The organism is Kitasatospora phosalacinea (assembly GCF_030268885.1).
GTDB lineage: Bacteria > Actinomycetota > Actinomycetes > Streptomycetales > Streptomycetaceae > Kitasatospora > Kitasatospora phosalacinea_C.
Map to the genome: position 1 here is coordinate 84,573 of NZ_BSSA01000016.1, position 15,040 is coordinate 99,612.

Consider the following 15,040-nt stretch of genomic DNA (forward strand, 5'->3'; position numbering starts at 1 on the left):
TCAGCGGGCGAAATGCGCGGCGGGGCGGGGGCGCCGGCTCGCTAGGCTTGGCCGCATGAGCGATCTCACCGCCACCGCCGACAGCCCCGTCCTCGCCGCCGCGCGCCGTGCCCGGGAGGCGGCCGCCGCCCTGGCGCCAGTGCCGCGCTCGGTGAAGGACGCCGCGCTGCTGGCGATCGCGGACGCGCTGGTCGAGCGCTCCGCGGAGATCACCGCCGCCAACGCGGAGGACGTGGCGCGGGCCCGGGCGGCCGGCACCGCCGAGTCGGTGATCGACCGGCTGACGCTCACCGCCGAGCGGATCGCCGCGATCGCCTCCGACGTCCGCAGCGTGGTCGGCCTGCCCGACCCGGTGGGCGAGGTGGTCCGCGGCTACACGCTGCCCAACGGCCTCGACGTGCGCCAGGTGCGCGTCCCGCTGGGCGTGGTCGGCATCATCTACGAGGCCCGGCCGAACGTCACGGTGGACGCCGCGGCGCTCTGCCTGAAGTCCGGCAACGCGGTGCTGCTGCGCGGCTCGGGCTCCGCGTACCGCTCCAACACCGCGCTGGTGGAGGTGCTGCGCGCGGCGGTGGCCGGCGCGGGCCTGTCGGCCGACGTGATCCAGCTGGTGCCGGGCGAGGGCCGGGAGTCGGTGCAGGAGCTGATGCGCGCCCGCGGCCTGGTCGACGTGCTGATCCCGCGCGGCGGCGCCTCGCTGATCCGCACCGTGGTCGAGGGTTCGACCGTCCCGGTGATCGAGACCGGCACCGGCAACTGCCACGTGTACGTGGACGCGCAGGCCGACCTGGCGATGGCCGTCGGCGTGCTGCTCAACTCCAAGGCCCAGCGGGTCAGCGTCTGCAACTCCGCCGAGACGCTGCTGGTCCACCAGGACGTCGCGGACGCCTTCCTGCCGCTCGCGCTGGCCGCGCTGGCCGAGGCCGGGGTCACCGTGCACGGCGACGACGCGGTGCTCAAGGCCGCCGAGGGCACCGGGGTGACGGCCGTCCCGGCGACCGAGGAGGACTGGGAGACCGAGTACCTCTCGCTGGACCTGGCGGCCGCCGTGGTGCCCTCGCTGGAGGCGGCGGTCGAGCACATCCGCCGGTACTCCTCGGGCCACACCGAGGCGATCGTCACCGGCTCGCAGCCCGCCGCCCGCCGCTTCACCCAGCTCGTCGACTCCACCACGGTGGCCGTCAACGCCTCCACCCGGTTCACCGACGGCGGCGAGTTCGGCTTCGGCGCGGAGATCGGCATCTCCACCCAGAAGCTGCACGCCCGCGGCCCGATGGGGCTGCCGGAGCTGACCAGCACCAAGTACATCGTCACCGGCGACGGGCACGTCCGCGGCGAGGCCCGGCAGACCGTCGGCGGCTGAACCCGGCCCGCCGGGGCCGCGGGTGCGCGGGTCCGGCGGGGTGCGTGGGGTCGGCGGGATCCGTGGGTCCGGCGGGGTGCGTGGGGCCGGCGGGATTCGCGGGTCCGCGGGGCGCGGCCGAATGCCGTAGTCCGTCCGGACCCGATCGGCGAGACCCACAGACAAACGCCCCGGCCGGTAATACATTGAATCCGTGGCTGAGGATGTGGGGGGCTCGCCGTACTCCGACGGCGCCGACCACGGTGGTGCGGACGACGAGTTCGCCACCGTGGTCTTCGACGAGAACTTCGTCCGTTCCGCCGCCGTGCACGAGCCGAGCGCCCTGGAGCGGCAACTCGCCGCCGCCGAGGCCCGGCTGGAGCCGGAACAGGCGGGAGCGGCCCGGAGCTACGAGTTCACCGAGTCCGCGGAGTTCGGCGAGTTCGCCGAGTTCACGGAGTTCGCCGCGGGGGGCGAGGCGCTGCCGCTGGAACTGCGCCCGCTGCCCGGAGGACTGGACGAGGACCGCTTCTACCCCGACCCGTGGTCGGGCTGCGACCGGCAGGAACGGCGCACCCGCCGTCCCCGGGTCCGCGCCTTCGACCCGCTGCGCGGCGGCACGGTCGCCCAGCAGCGCTGGCACCGGCCGGTGGCCTGGGTGCTGGCGCTGGTGATGGGCGTCGGCCTGGTCGCGCTGTCGGTCGCCGCGGTCTACCGGGGCGTCGGCGGGGGCGGGCAGGAGACGCCGACCCGGCCGAGCAGCGGTAGCAGCAGCCAGAGCGGCGGCGGGCCGAGCCGCGGGAACGGCGGGAGCGGCGGGAGCCCGGCCGCGGTGCCCGGGCAGCCGTCCGCGGCGGCCGCCGTGCCCGTCGGCTGACGGCCGCGCGGCCCCCTGGCGGCCGCTCCGCCCACGCCTCGGACGCCGCTCCGCCCGCCTCGGCCGCCCTCCGGCCGCCCGTCACGCGCCGTCGCGCGCTCGTTACCCGCGCGCCCTCGTCGCGGACGGCCCGCGAGTCTACCCTGGTGTCATGGGTGACCCGCGCGAGCCTCCTGGGGGCACGCCCGAGGGTGGTTCCAACGATGACGAGTTCCGGTCCGTCGTCTTCGACGAATCGTTCGTCCGCGCTGCCCGGATCCAGGAGCTGTCCGCGCAGGAACGGCTGTCCGGCGCCCTCGGACGGGCCACCCGGCCGCGCGGCTGGGGCTGGCTGGCGATGCCCCGGCAGGCCCTCGCCCTGCTGCTGGTGGTCGCGCTGGCCTTCGCCGCCGCCGTCTACTTCGGGATCAGCTCCCCGCGCGGCCAGGTCGCGCCGCCCAGCGGCACCCAACTGACCGTCGGCCTCACCCCGCTCGCCCCCGCCGGAGCGGTCACCGCGGCCGCCGACCACGCGAACCCGTTCGCCGGGCTGCCCGCCGGGTACGCCGACGGTCCGGCCGGACTCGGGCTGCCGGCCGCCACCGCCACCGCCCACTTCACCGGCTCCCAGGTGCAGCGGGCCCTGGACTCCGTCCAGCACTACCTGGTGCTCTCCGAGCTGACCCCGGCCACCCTGACCGCCAACGAGACCGAGCAGGTCCGCGCCCTGATCACGGCCGGGGAGCTCGCCCAGTACGACGAGAGCACCAACTCGCCCCGCGACGACCAGCACCACGCCGCCACCGGCTGGATGGTGCGCTTCGACCCCGGGCAGGTCGCCCTCGCCACCGACACCGTCAAGGCCACCGGCGTCGTCCGCATCGGCGAACTCAACGGCGACACCCTGGAGGTCACCACCGACCACACCCTGGTGTACGCGCTGCGCCCGGCCGGCACCACCAGCGACCCCTCGGTCACCCTGTACGCGGTGCGCCGGTCGGTGCGCATCGACATCGACCGCACCGACCTCGACACCGGCCGACTGCGGGTGGTCGACGCCGCGGTGCAGGCCGGGCCCAGTTCCTGCGCGGCCGGGCAGAGCGCCTACCTGCAGCCGCTGCTGGCCACCGCGGCGGGCGTCCGCCCGAGCACCCCGCCCGCCGTGGACCCGGCCGACCACGCGCGGCCGGCCTGGCAGTCCTGCGGGGTGCTCGGGCCGATCACCGGCTGAACCAGGGGCGCGGCGGCGGGCCCGGTGCGGCGGGCGGGACCGGTGCGGTGGCGGGACCGGCGCGTGGCGGGCCCGGTGCGGTCAGCCCTGGGAGTCGCCGTCCTTGCTGCTGCCGCCGCCGTCCCCGTTGCCGCGGCCCGCGCCGGTGAAGGTGTCGCGGAGCTTGCCGCCGACCGTGCCGACGCCGTTGCCCAGGTCGCGCAGCAGGCCCATCAGCGGGTCCTTGCTCTCCTTCACCGACTGCGAGTACGACTCGGCGGCGGCCTTCCACTGCGCGCTGACCGAGGCGTCCGGGTCGTCGCCGCGGCGCGGGTACGCCCCGGCCATGATCGAGCGGTACTCCTCGCTCTCCGCCCACTTCTTCAGCTTGGCCACCCGCACCACCGCGAACGGGTGCGACTGCGGCAGCACCTGGAGCAGCTTCAGCACGCTGTCGCGCAGGTCGCCCGCCTTGTCGTACTCGGCGGCCTGCTCCAGGAACGCGTCCACGTTCATCTCGGCCATGTGGGCGCCGCCGGCCAGCTTCATCAGCGACCGCATCGACGCCTGCAGGTCCTGTCCCGCCAGCAGACCGGCCCGGTCGCTGGACAGCTCCGCCTTGCGGAACCACTCCTTGAGCGCGGTGATCAGCGCCATGATCGCCAGGTTGCCCAGCGGTATCCAGGCGACCCGGGTCGCCAGGTTGGTGAGGATCAGCAGCATGGTCTGGTAGACCGCGTGCCCCGACATCGCGTGACCGACCTCGTGGCCGATCACCGCGCGCAGCTCCTCCTCGTCCATCAGCTCGACCAGGCCGGTGGTGACCACGATCACCGGGGTGTCCATGCCGATGCAGTACGCGTTGACCTTCGGGTCCTGGGAGACGTACAGGTCCGGGACCTTGTCCAGGTCCAGGACGTACGCGGCGTCCCGCACCATGTCGTACAGCTCCGGGAACTGGCGCTCCGAGGTCTTGACCGCGGTGGCCAGGAACATCAGGCGCACGCTGCGCTCCGACACCAGGCCGGCCAGCTTCTTCAGGACGTCGTCGAAGCCGCTGAGCTTGCGCATCGCCACCAGGCCGGAGCGGTCCGCCGGGTGCTCCCACGCCCGGGTGGAGATCTCCGGGAAGCGCTGGCGGCGGCGGCTCGGCGCGGAACCCTTGGTCATGTCGGTCATTGAGTACCTCTCCTGGATCGACGCCGGCACCGGCTCCCCGGCCGGCCCCCGCTGCTTTCCACTTCAACGTCGGTGTGTCCGTACTCGTCCCCGCGGTCACGCTACGCCGTCCGCACCGCCGCGCGGGAGACCCGGGCGGCCCCGCGGACGCTCCGCCGGGGCCCGTCGTCGGCCCGTCGACGGGTTGCCGCCGGCTCGTCGCCGGTCCGCCGACACCCGGGGGCGCCGGGCCGGGACGGCCGTAAGCGGGACTACCCTGGCTGTGCCGTACCGAACAAGGAGCCCGTGATGTCCACTGCCGCCCTGGTCCAGCTCGCCGGACCGATCTCCACCGAGAACGGCCCCGGTCTGTTCCTGCGGTTCATCCTGATCGCCTCCTTCGTCGGAGTCGGCCTGATGGTGTGGGCGCTGGCCCGGGCCAGCCGCGACGGCGCCAAGCGCGACGCGGCGCGCGAGGCCGCCCGCGAGGCGGAGCGGGCCGGGACGGCCGGGCGCACCGCCGACGACCTGGGCTGATCCGGGGACGGGGCCGACCCGGGCCGGGCCGGACACCGGCCGGACACCACAGCCGGGCACCGGCCGGACACCAGCCGGGCACCGGCCCGGCGCGGGTCGGGTCCGCGTCGACGGCTCATGGGTGGTCAGACGCGGTGGGCCGCCGCGCGGTTGCGTGTCAGGCCCCCGTACGATGAGCGCGCGGGCCGTACGGTCCGTGACCGCCTGGTCCTCACACCGAGCCGAGAAGGTCCCGCCGATCATGAGCTCTGCTGCCCTGCCCGCCATCGTCCGCCTCGCCGAGGAGGGCGGTAACCACGACAGCCTCAACCCCCTGCTGACGGGCGGCTCGGCGCTGTTCATCCTGCTGCTCCTGCTGTTCATCACCACCCGCTTCAACCGCGACCGCTGAGCCGCGGCCGACCGGTCGCCCCGACCCGTCGCGCTGCCGCCCCCTCCGCCGTGCTTCCGTCGCCGTGCGTACGCGACCGTGCGTCCGCGGCCCGGGGCGCCGGGGCGCGGTGAGGTGGGGGGCGGCCGGGAGCGCGGTGCGGCCGGGGAGCGCCGACGGGCCGAACCCCCGGGACATCCGGGTCGCGTAAGGTGTGGCGCCATGAGAGAGCAGGTCGAGACCTCCGGGACGAACGTGGCGCCGGGCACCTCCGCGCCGGGCACCCCGGCGCCGGACGCCACCCCGACACCGGACGGCGGTGCGCGCAGGCGACGGCTGGGCGTGATGGGCGGCACCTTCGACCCCATCCACCACGGGCACCTGGTCGCCGCGAGCGAGGTGGCGAGCGCCTTCCAGTTGGACGAGGTGGTCTTCGTCCCCACCGGGCAGCCCTGGCAGAAGTCCGACCGGCACGTCTCGCCGGCCGAGGACCGCTACCTGATGACGGTGATCGCCACCGCCGAGAACCCGCAGTTCTCGGTCAGCCGGATCGACATCGACCGCAACGGCCCCACCTACACCGTCGACACCCTGCGCGAGCTCCGCAGCCTCCACCCCGACGCCGAACTCTTCTTCATCACCGGCGCCGACGCCCTCGCCCAGATCATCTCCTGGCGCTCCTCCGAGGAACTCTTCGACCTCGCGCACTTCATCGGCTGCACCCGGCCGGGCCATACTCTCTCCGACACCGGCCTGCCGGTCGGCGGCGTCTCGCTGGTCGAGGTGCCCGCACTCGCCATCTCCTCCACCGACTGCCGGGTGCGCGTCGCCAAGGGCGAACCCATCTGGTACCTGGTGCCGGACGGCGTGGTCCGATACATCCACAAGCGGGCGCTGTACGCGTCGGCCCGGCCTTGATGCCCCCGGGAGGGACGACGTGACCGGAACGTCCGACGACCAGAACTGGTTCGGCCAGCAGCCCCCGTCCCGGCCCCGGCGGCCCCAGCAGCCCCAACAGCAGCCCGGCTACTACGAGCAGCAGCAGGGGTACGCGCAGCAGCAGGGGCAGCAGGGGCAGCAGGGGCAGCAGGGTTACGAGGGGTACGAGGGGTACGACGGCTACGGGCAGGCGCAGCAGGGTTACGGCCAGCAGCAGTCGTACGGGCAGGGCGGTCAGTACGACCAGTACGGCTCCCCGTACCAGCAGCAGCCCGGAACGTACCCGCAGGACCCCTACGGCGGCGGGCAGCAGGCTGCGGCGCCCGGGTACCCGGCGCAGGGCTACCAGCAGGGCGGTTACCAGCAGCCCGGGTACGAGCAGTCCGGGTACGAGCAGAGTGGCTACGAGCAGAGTGGCTACGAGCAGGGCGGTTACGAGCCGCAGGGGTTCGAACGGCGCGGCCACGAGGGGCAGTTCGGCGGGCAGCAGGCGGGCGGGGAGGCGTACGGGCAGCAGTCCTACGACTCCTACTACGGTCAGCCGCAGCCCGCGCAGGGGCTGCACCAGCAGGGGGCGGCACCGTCCCCGGTGACGGCTCCCGGCCAAGTGCCGGGGCAGGTGCCCGGTCAGGTGTCCGGGCAGGTCCCGCCGCGGGCGGCGGGGCGTTCGGTGCCTCCGGTGAGCCCGGTGGCCGCGCCCGCGGCCGCAGCGGGTGCCGTGGTGCCGCCGCGGCCGGGCGCCGGTGCGGGGACCGGGTCGGCGGGGGAGGGGGCGGAGGAGCCGTCCGAGCAGGTCGGCGGGCGGGCGGCCGCGGCGGCCCGGGCCAAGGCCAAGGGCGGCGACTCGTACACCACGGGCGAGTTCAGCTTCGTCGACGAGCAGACGGAGGAGTCCGAGGACGCGATCGACTGGCTGAAGTTCGCCGAGTCGCGCAGCGAGGTGCGGGCCGAGCGTCGGCGGCGGTTGCGCAACCGGCTGCTCTCGCTGCTGGTGGCGGTGGTGGTGCTGGCGGTCGGTGGGACGGGCTACCTGTGGTGGACCGGGAAGCTCGGCGGCGGCGACGACGCGTCCGCGGCGGCCGGTGGCCGGTACGTCAACGTGGTCCACCTGCGCGACCCGCAGGGCAAGGTCACCACGGCCCTGCTGGTCGACGACGAGGGCGGGAAGAAGGCGACCGTGCTGCTGCTGCCGGACAACCTGCAGCTGCCCAGCAACGGCGCCTCCTCCACCACCACGGTCGGCAAGTCCCTGGACGACATCGGCGCCTCCGCGACCCGCGACGGCCTGTCCGCGGTGCTCGGCGCCAAGGTGGCCGGCACCTGGCGGCTGGACACCCCGTACCTGCTGCTGCTGGTCTCCCAGCTCGGTGGCGTCAAGGTGGACACCAACGCCGAGGTGCGCGAGGACAACAAGCCGGACGGCAAGGTGCTTGCCGCGGCGGGCAAGGGCGTCCTGCTGAACGGGCGCGCCGCCGTCGCCTACGCGACCCTGCAGGCGCCCGGGGAGGACCGGGACGCCCAGCTCGCCCGCTTCGGACAGGTGATGGCCGCGGTGATCAACACCATGCCGACCACCATGGCCGACGCCACCGACGACGTGCACCGGATGAACTCGGTCGCCGACCCCTCGCTCCCGGAGAGCGCGCTGGCCGGCGTGCTGGTCAACCTGGCCAAGCAGGCGAAGGCGGGGCACCTGTCCACCGCCAAGCTCACCGCCAAGCCCGACGGCACGCTGGACGACGCCACGGCGGGCACGCAGGTGAAGGAGATCCTCGGCGGCACCATCGGCAGCGCCAAGGGTACCGGTGGCTCCACCCGCGTCGCCATGGTCAACGCCTCCGGCAGCGAGGACGCGGGGACGGGCGCGCTGGCCGCGGTCATCAACGCGGGCATGGACGTGCTGCCCTCCAGCGCGAAGGCTCCCGTGCAGGCGACCTCCGAGATCCGCTACACCGACGACGCCAAGCGGCCCGCGGCCCTCACCCTGGCCACCAGCATGAATCTGCCGGACTCGGTGGTGAAGAAGGCCACCGAGGCGCAGAACGCGGACCTGGTCCTGGTGATCGGCAAGGACTACCAGCCGCCGGTGCAGAAGTCGCCGTGAGGACCCGGTAGGACGCCGCGAAGGCACGGTCGGAGCCCCCGGGCGGAAAACGCTCGGGGGCTCCGTCGCGTTCGTGAGATCCTGGGAGGGTATCCCCACAGCCGATCCGGAAGAGCATCGTGACCGTCACCGACCGAAGCCAGGAACTCATCACCGTCGCCGCCCAGGCGGCGGCCGACAAGCTGGCGCACGACATCATCGCCTTCGACGTCAGCGAGGTGCTGTCGATCACCGACGCCTTCCTGATCGCCTCCGCCGCCAACGACCGCCAGGTGCGGGCGATCGCGGAGGAGATCGAGGAGCAGCTGCGCGAGAAGCTCGACGTCAAGCCGGTGCGCCGGGAGGGCGAGCGCGAGGGCCGCTGGATCCTGCTCGACTACCTGGACATCGTGGTGCACGTCCAGCACTCCGAGGAGCGCTCCTTCTACTCGCTCGACCGCCTGTGGAAGGACTGCCCCGAGCTGCCGATCCCGGAGGACGCGCTGGCCACCCGCAACCGGCCGGAGAACGCCGTCACCGACGCCGCCGGCAACGCCGTCTCCGGGGGCGACCTCTGAGCCGCTCGGGGGCCTGGCCGCGCATCGTCCTCTGGCGGCACGGCCAGACCTCCTGGAACCTCGAATCGCGGTTCCAGGGCACCACGGACATCGAGCTCACCGACCAGGGCATCTTCCAGGCCCAGCGGGCGGCCCGACTGCTCGCCGGGCTCCGGCCCGACCTGCTGGTCTCCTCCGACCTGCAGCGGGCCCGGCGCACCGCCGCCGAGCTCGCCGCGCTCACCGGCCTCGAGGTGCACCACCACGAGGGCCTGCGGGAGACCTACGCGGGGGAGTGGCAGGGCCTCACCAACGCCGAGATCCGGGCCCGGTACCCGGAGCAGTACGAGGCGTGGGCGAACGGCGAGCAGGTGCGGCGCGGCGGCGGCGAGCTGGCCACCGAGGTGGCCGACCGGGCCGTCCCGGTGGTGCTGGACGCGGTGGACAAGCTGCCCGAGGGCGGCACCCTGGTGGTGGTCAGCCACGGCGGCACCATCCGCACCATGATCGGCCGGATGCTGGGCCTGGAGCCGCAGCTGTGGGAGCGCTTCGGCGGCCTCTCCAACTGCTGCTGGTCGGTGCTCGGCCAGGACTCGCGCGGCTGGCGGCTGCTGGAGCACAACGCGGGCACGCTGCCGCAGCCGGTCATCGGCGACGAGACCTGAGGCGGGGTCCGACGGCCGGGCGACCCGGATTTCACAGTTCCGACTCTGACCAGCTAGAGTCTTCCTCGTTCGCAGCGAGGAACGCAGACGGGAAACCGGGGGCGGGAGTCGCGGAACTGCGGGGCTATAGCTCAGTTGGTAGAGCGATTGCATGGCATGCAATAGGTCAGGAGTTCGATTCTCCTTAGCTCCACTCCGCACCGGTGGTCCGTGAGTGGTCGTCAGTGTCGCGGGGCTATAGCTCAGTTGGTAGAGCGATTGCATGGCATGCAATAGGTCAGGAGTTCGATTCTCCTTAGCTCCACAGCAGTTCCGCGAGGCCGCCACCCGAAGAGGGTGGCGGCCTTCGGTGTCTCCGGGGAAGGGTCCGCGGGGGAGGGCGTCGCGGGAGGGGATGCCGCGGACGGGCCCCGGGGAACGGATTAGGGCCGGGGGCGCCGACCGTGTACAGTTGGCGATGTCGCCGAGGGAAACCGCAGGTGACAGCAGTAAGAGCATGGGGCTATAGCTCAGTTGGTAGAGCGATTGCATGGCATGCAATAGGTCAGGAGTTCGATTCTCCTTAGCTCCACAGCAGTCCGGAGGCCGTCCCGCGAGGGGCGGCCTTCGGCCGTTCACCGGACTTCCCTGCCGGGCGGGCGGCGGGGCCGCTACCGTCGTGCCATGGCCGACCTGGTGCGGAAGCGGAACGACGAGCTCGCCCGGATACTCCACCAGCTCGGATGGAGCCCGGAGCGGCTGGCCCGCGAGGTGAACGCGGTGCTCCCGAGCGGCATGGCGATCAGTTCCACCGCACCGTACAAGTGGCGCGACCGGGGCATGGTGCCGCGCTCGCCGCACGACCAGACCGTCTGCGAGGTGCTGGGCCGCAGCGTCGGCATCGCCGTCACCTACGAGCAGCTCTGGGGGCAGATGGGCTCCCGCCGCGGCGCGAAGATGCTCTCGCCCCGGTTGCTGACCGACCCGTGGACCGCCGACACCGCGCAGACCGCACTCCGCGAGGCGGGCACCGACGGCGCACCGGTGCGCCTGACCGACCTGTTCCGCGGCGACGAGCTGGAGCAGGCGGCCCGGCACTGGGCCTCCCCGCCCCCGCCGGTCACCGGCGGGGAGGGGGCGCTGCGGATCGCCCCCGAGCAGTTGGCCGACCTGCGGCTGTCCTACGACTCCAAGCAGCGGCTGGAACGCACCTACGGCGGCGGCCTGATCCTCGACCTGGCCAAGGCCGAACTCGCCATGGTGGGAAAGCTGTTGGAACTCGGCAGCTACGACGAACCGCTCGGCCGCGAGCTGTACGGGGCGGCCAGCCGACTGGCCCGGCTGGTCGGCTGGGCCAACTACGACATGGGCAACGACGCCGCCGCGCAGCGGGCCTTCGTCGCCGCGCTGCGGGCCGCGCACGTCTCGGGCGACCCGCGGCTCGGCGTCGGCGTGGTGGGCTGCCTCGCCGTCCAGGCGACGTACAACTCCGGCGGGCGGGGGCTCGACCCGGTGGCGATGCTCTCCACCGCGCTGCGCGCCGCGGACGCCGTGCTGACGCCGCGCGAGCGGGCCCTGCAGTTGGGGCGGATCGCCCGGGCGCACGGCCGCAAGGGGGAGCAGATCAGTGCGGAGGCCGTCGCCGAGCGGGCGTTCCGGGTGCTGGAGGGCGTGGAGGGGCACGGGCAGGAGCGGGCCGACCTGGAGGGCATGGTCGGCGAGGGGTACCTGCTGCTCGGCGAGCACGAGCAGGCGCGCAGCCTGCTGCTGTCCTCGATCGACTCGCTCTCGGTGGAACGGGCCCGGGCCAAGGCGCTGTTGATGGTGCGCCTCGCCGATTCCTACCGCCGCACCGGCGAGCGGGCCGAGGCCGAGCGGACCGCGGACCGGGCGCGGCAGCTCGCGGCGGGCATGCAGTCGGCCCGGGTGGCGCGGGCCCTGCGGGACTTCGACACCGCGATGCGCGCGGAGGCGTAGCGGTGCGCGGAGGCGCGGTGGCAGGCCGTGCGGGGGGTTGACGTGGTGAGGCGAAAGGGGGTTGAGGGGGTGCGGTACCCTGAGCCCATGCGAACTGTGCGCCTGCTTCTTAGCCGGCCGCGCTGACCAGGACCGGCTCGAGGGCCGGAGTCGGCGTGGCGTCCCCTCCTGCGGAGGGGTTTTCTGCTTTCTACGGCCTGTTCGCTGACTGATGACGATGGAGCTTGAAGGACCATGAGCGAGACGACCCCAGCTTCCGGCGCGGCCGAAGCCGCCACCGAGCCTTTCCGCTACGGCGCCGCGCTGGCCGCCGAGATCGAGTCCCGCTGGCAGGACCTGTGGGAGAAGGAGGGGACGTTCAACGCCCCCAACCCGACCGGCCCGCTGGCCGACGGGACGTCCGTCGCCGCGAAGCCGCACAGCTTCATCATGGACATGTTCCCGTACCCGTCGGGCGCCGGCCTGCACGTGGGCCACCCGCTGGGCTACATCGCCACCGACGTGTACGCCCGCTACCAGCGGATGACCGGCCACAACGTGCTGCACACCCTGGGCTACGACGCCTTCGGCCTGCCCGCCGAGCAGTACGCCGTCCAGCACGGCGTCCACCCGCGGGTGTCCACCGAGGACAACATCGCCAACATGCGCCAGCAGCTGCGCCGGCTGGGCCTGGGCCACGACTCGCGTCGCTCGATCTCCACGATCGACCCCGACTACTACCGCTGGACGCAGTGGATCTTCCTGCAGATCTTCAACTCCTGGTACGACGAGGACGCGGCCAGGGCCCGTCCGATCGCCGAGCTGGTCGCCCAGTTCGAGTCCGGTGAGCGCGAGGTGCCGGGCGGCCGCGCCTGGGCCGAGCTGTCCGGCGTCGAGCGCGACGAGGTGCTGGGCGAGTACCGGCTGGCGTACTCCAAGGAGGTGCCGGTCAACTGGTGCCCCGGTCTGGGCACCGTGCTGGCCAACGAGGAGGTCACCGCGGACGGCCGCTCCGAGCGCGGCAACTTCCCGGTGTTCAAGTCCAACCTGCGCCAGTGGATGATGCGGATCACCGCCTACGCGGACCGCCTGATCAGCGACCTGGACCTGCTGGACTGGCCCGAGGCGATCAAGCTGCAGCAGCGCAACTGGATCGGCCGCTCCGAGGGCGCCCGGGTCGACTTCGGCGTCGGCGACGACACCGTCACCGTCTTCACCACCCGCCCCGACACCCTGTTCGGCGCCACCTACATGGTGCTGGCGCCCGAGCACGCCCTGGTCGACGCCGTCGTCCCGGCCGAGTGGCCGGCCGGAACCCGTGACGAGTGGACCGGTGGCGCCGCCGACCCGGCCACCGCCGTCGCCGAGTACCGGGCGGCGGCCGCCGCCAAGTCCGACGTCGAGCGCCAGGCCGACGCCAAGGTCAAGACCGGGGTGTTCACCGGCGCCTACGCGACCAACCCGGTCAGCGGCGAGCAGATCCCGGTGTTCATCGCCGACTACGTGCTGATGGGCTACGGCACCGGCGCGATCATGGCCGTCCCGGCGCACGACAGCCGCGACTTCGCCTTCGCGCAGGCGTTCAACCTGCCGATGCGCTGCGTCGTCCGGCCCACCGACGGCCGCGGCGAGGACCCGCACACCTGGGACGACGCCTTCGACACCTACGACTCGGTGCTGGTCAACTCCGAGCGCGACGGCATCTCGCTGGACGGCCTGTCCGTGGTCGACGCCAAGGCCCGGATCACCGCCTGGCTGGCCGAGCAGGGCATCGGCGAGGGCACCGTCAACTACCGCCTGCGCGACTGGCTGTTCAGCCGCCAGCGGTACTGGGGCGAGCCCTTCCCGATCGTCTACGACGAGACCGGCGCGATGCACGCGCTGCCCGAGTCGATGCTGCCGGTCGAGGTGCCGGAGGTGGACGACTACTCGCCGCACACCTACGACCCCGACGACGCCGCGTCCTCCCCGAAGACCCCGCTGTCCCGCAACGAGGACTGGGTCAACGTCGAGCTGGACCTGGGCGACGGCGTCAGGACCTACCGCCGCGAGACCAACACCATGCCCAACTGGGCGGGTTCGTGCTGGTACGAGCTGCGCTACGTCGACCCGGTCAACTCCACCTCGGTCGTCGACCCCGCCAACGAGGCCTACTGGATGGGCCCGACCGCGGAGAAGCCGGCCGGCGGTGTCGACCTGTACGTCGGCGGCGCCGAGCACGCCGTGCTGCACCTGCTGTACGCCCGCTTCTGGCACAAGGTGCTGCACGACCTGGGCCACGTCTCCTCGGTCGAGCCGTTCCACAAGCTGTTCAACCAGGGCATGATCACCGCCGACGTCTACCGCGACGCCCGGGGCTTCCCGGTGCCCGCGGCCGAGGTCGTGGACCCGGAGGGCAACGGCCAGTACTTCTGGCAGGGCGAGCCGGTCCGCCGCGAGGCGGGCAAGATGGGCAAGTCGCTGAAGAACGCGGTCGCCCCCGACGAGATCGCCGACGAGTACGGCGCGGACACGCTGCGCCTGTACGAGATGGCGATGGGCCCGCTGGACGTCTCCCGCCCCTGGGACACCCGGGCCGTGGTCGGCTCGTACCGTTTCCTGCAGCGGCTGTGGCGCAACATCGTCTCGGAGGTCACCGGCGAGCTGGTGGTCACCGACGAGGAGCCGGACGAGGCGACGCTGCGTGCGCTGCACAAGGCGATCGACGGCATCCGCGGCGACATGGCGGGCATGCGGTTCAACACCGCCGTGGCCAAGGCCATCGAGCTGAACAACTTCCTGGTGAAGCGCGGCTCCACGCCGCGGTCGGTGGCCGAGCAGGTCGTCCTGCTGATCGCCCCGCTGGCGCCGCACATCGCCGAGGAGCTGTGGCGCCGCCTGGGCCACGAGCAGTCGCTGGCCTTCGCGGACTACCCGGTGGCCGACCCTGCGTACGTGGTAGACGAGACCGTGACCTGCGTCGTGCAGGTCAAGGGGAAGGTGAAGGCCCGCCTGGAGGTCGCGCCGTCCATCTCGGACGCCGACCTGGAGGCGCTGGCCCTGGCCGACCCGACCGTGGTCGCGGCCATCGGCGGCGCGCAGGTGCGCAAGGTCATCGCGCGTGCGCCGAAGCTGGTCAACATCGTCACCGGCTGACGGGACCAGGGCCGACGCGCTGTCGGCCAGCTGGGGCCGGTCGTTCCCGTGGAGGGGCGGCCGGCCCTTCGCCGTGTGCGGATGCGGTCGGGTCGACCGCCGGAGGAGTGCGAACAAGGTGGCTCCGTTCTTGGGGGAATGCGCGCGGGATCTCAGGGAGATCGCTTGGGGACATCCCTGAGCTGTCCCTGATCTCGGGCGGGAGGGGCGCCCACGGCCTGCTGTCGGCCGCCGCTCCGGGCTACGGTGGAGG

12 protein-coding genes and 3 tRNA genes are annotated in these 15,040 nt (G+C 73.1%); 14 read left to right on the forward strand and 1 reads right to left on the reverse strand.

Annotated elements, in window-relative coordinates:
• Positions 1-55: 55 nt before the first annotated feature.
• The 3 genes from QSK52_RS22520 (at position 56) to QSK52_RS22530 (ending at position 3,429) form a co-directional block, all read left to right on the forward strand.
• Positions 56-1,363, forward strand: a complete 1,308-nt coding sequence (locus QSK52_RS22520) for a glutamate-5-semialdehyde dehydrogenase (protein ID WP_285737932.1) — start codon at positions 56-58, stop codon at positions 1,361-1,363.
• 193 nt (positions 1,364-1,556) lie between these two features.
• On the forward strand, positions 1,557-2,219 hold the full coding sequence (locus QSK52_RS22525) for a hypothetical protein (protein ID WP_285737933.1): 663 nt from the start codon (positions 1,557-1,559) through the stop codon (positions 2,217-2,219).
• Positions 2,220-2,370: 151 nt separating this feature from the next.
• Positions 2,371-3,429 (forward strand): hypothetical protein, encoded by a 1,059-nt coding sequence (locus QSK52_RS22530; protein ID WP_285737934.1) that lies wholly within the window; start codon positions 2,371-2,373, stop codon positions 3,427-3,429.
• An 81-nt stretch (positions 3,430-3,510) separates the two neighbouring features.
• On the opposite strand, the gene QSK52_RS22535 is transcribed toward QSK52_RS22530, so the two are convergent.
• A complete protein-coding gene (locus tag QSK52_RS22535) occupies positions 3,511-4,587 on the reverse strand; it encodes a M48 family metallopeptidase (protein ID WP_285737935.1) in 1,077 nt (358 codons plus the stop codon).
• A 288-nt stretch (positions 4,588-4,875) separates the two neighbouring features.
• Here QSK52_RS22535 and QSK52_RS22540 point away from each other — a divergent pair, with 288 nt between their 5' ends.
• The 11 genes from QSK52_RS22540 to leuS all read left to right on the forward strand — a co-directional run bounded on the left by QSK52_RS22540 (position 4,876) and on the right by leuS (position 14,787).
• Positions 4,876-5,103: a hypothetical protein gene (locus QSK52_RS22540; RefSeq protein WP_285737936.1), complete on the forward strand. Its 228-nt coding sequence runs from the start codon at positions 4,876-4,878 to the stop codon at positions 5,101-5,103.
• A gap of 241 nt (positions 5,104-5,344) precedes the next feature.
• Positions 5,345-5,494, forward strand: a complete 150-nt coding sequence (locus tag QSK52_RS22545) for a hypothetical protein (protein WP_285737937.1) — start codon at positions 5,345-5,347, stop codon at positions 5,492-5,494.
• 201 nt (positions 5,495-5,695) lie between these two features.
• On the forward strand, positions 5,696-6,391 hold the full coding sequence (gene nadD / locus QSK52_RS22550; RefSeq protein WP_285737938.1) for a nicotinate-nucleotide adenylyltransferase: 696 nt from the start codon (positions 5,696-5,698) through the stop codon (positions 6,389-6,391).
• A 19-nt stretch (positions 6,392-6,410) separates the two neighbouring features.
• Complete coding sequence (locus QSK52_RS22555) at positions 6,411-8,516, forward strand: LytR C-terminal domain-containing protein (protein ID WP_285737939.1); 2,106 nt, start codon at positions 6,411-6,413, stop codon at positions 8,514-8,516.
• A gap of 119 nt (positions 8,517-8,635) precedes the next feature.
• Complete coding sequence (gene rsfS / locus QSK52_RS22560; RefSeq protein WP_285737940.1) at positions 8,636-9,073, forward strand: ribosome silencing factor; 438 nt, start codon at positions 8,636-8,638, stop codon at positions 9,071-9,073.
• Positions 9,070-9,717 carry a histidine phosphatase family protein gene (locus QSK52_RS22565; protein ID WP_285738024.1) on the forward strand — a complete coding sequence of 216 codons (648 nt, stop codon included), beginning with the start codon at positions 9,070-9,072 and terminating at the stop codon, positions 9,715-9,717. Before rsfS ends, QSK52_RS22565 begins: the two co-directional genes overlap by 4 nt.
• Before the next feature lie 120 nt (positions 9,718-9,837).
• Positions 9,838-9,910 (forward strand) — tRNA-Ala (locus QSK52_RS22570).
• A 38-nt stretch (positions 9,911-9,948) separates the two neighbouring features.
• Positions 9,949-10,021 (forward strand) — tRNA-Ala (locus QSK52_RS22575).
• A 194-nt stretch (positions 10,022-10,215) separates the two neighbouring features.
• Positions 10,216-10,288, forward strand: a tRNA-Ala gene (locus QSK52_RS22580).
• A gap of 92 nt (positions 10,289-10,380) precedes the next feature.
• Positions 10,381-11,673 carry a hypothetical protein gene (locus tag QSK52_RS22585; RefSeq protein WP_285737941.1) on the forward strand — a complete coding sequence of 431 codons (1,293 nt, stop codon included), beginning with the start codon at positions 10,381-10,383 and terminating at the stop codon, positions 11,671-11,673.
• A 234-nt stretch (positions 11,674-11,907) separates the two neighbouring features.
• Positions 11,908-14,787: a leucine--tRNA ligase gene (gene leuS, locus QSK52_RS22590; protein ID WP_285737942.1), complete on the forward strand. Its 2,880-nt coding sequence runs from the start codon at positions 11,908-11,910 to the stop codon at positions 14,785-14,787.
• Positions 14,788-15,040: the final 253 nt, after the last annotated feature.

Bases quoted from the DNA above. Each gene is read 5' to 3' on its own strand.
- QSK52_RS22535 (WP_285737935.1), bottom strand. From the start codon at position 4,587: ATGACCGACATGACCAAGGGTTCCGCGCCGAGCCGCCGCCGCCAGCGC.
- QSK52_RS22520 (WP_285737932.1), top strand. From the start codon at position 56: ATGAGCGATCTCACCGCCACCGCCGACAGCCCCGTCCTCGCCGCCGCG.
- QSK52_RS22540 (WP_285737936.1), top strand. From the start codon at position 4,876: ATGTCCACTGCCGCCCTGGTCCAGCTCGCCGGACCGATCTCCACCGAG.
- leuS (WP_285737942.1), top strand. From the start codon at position 11,908: ATGAGCGAGACGACCCCAGCTTCCGGCGCGGCCGAAGCCGCCACCGAG.
- nadD (WP_285737938.1), top strand. From the start codon at position 5,696: ATGAGAGAGCAGGTCGAGACCTCCGGGACGAACGTGGCGCCGGGCACC.
- QSK52_RS22585 (WP_285737941.1), top strand. From the start codon at position 10,381: ATGGCCGACCTGGTGCGGAAGCGGAACGACGAGCTCGCCCGGATACTC.
- QSK52_RS22530 (WP_285737934.1), top strand. From the start codon at position 2,371: ATGGGTGACCCGCGCGAGCCTCCTGGGGGCACGCCCGAGGGTGGTTCC.
- QSK52_RS22545 (WP_285737937.1), top strand. From the start codon at position 5,345: ATGAGCTCTGCTGCCCTGCCCGCCATCGTCCGCCTCGCCGAGGAGGGC.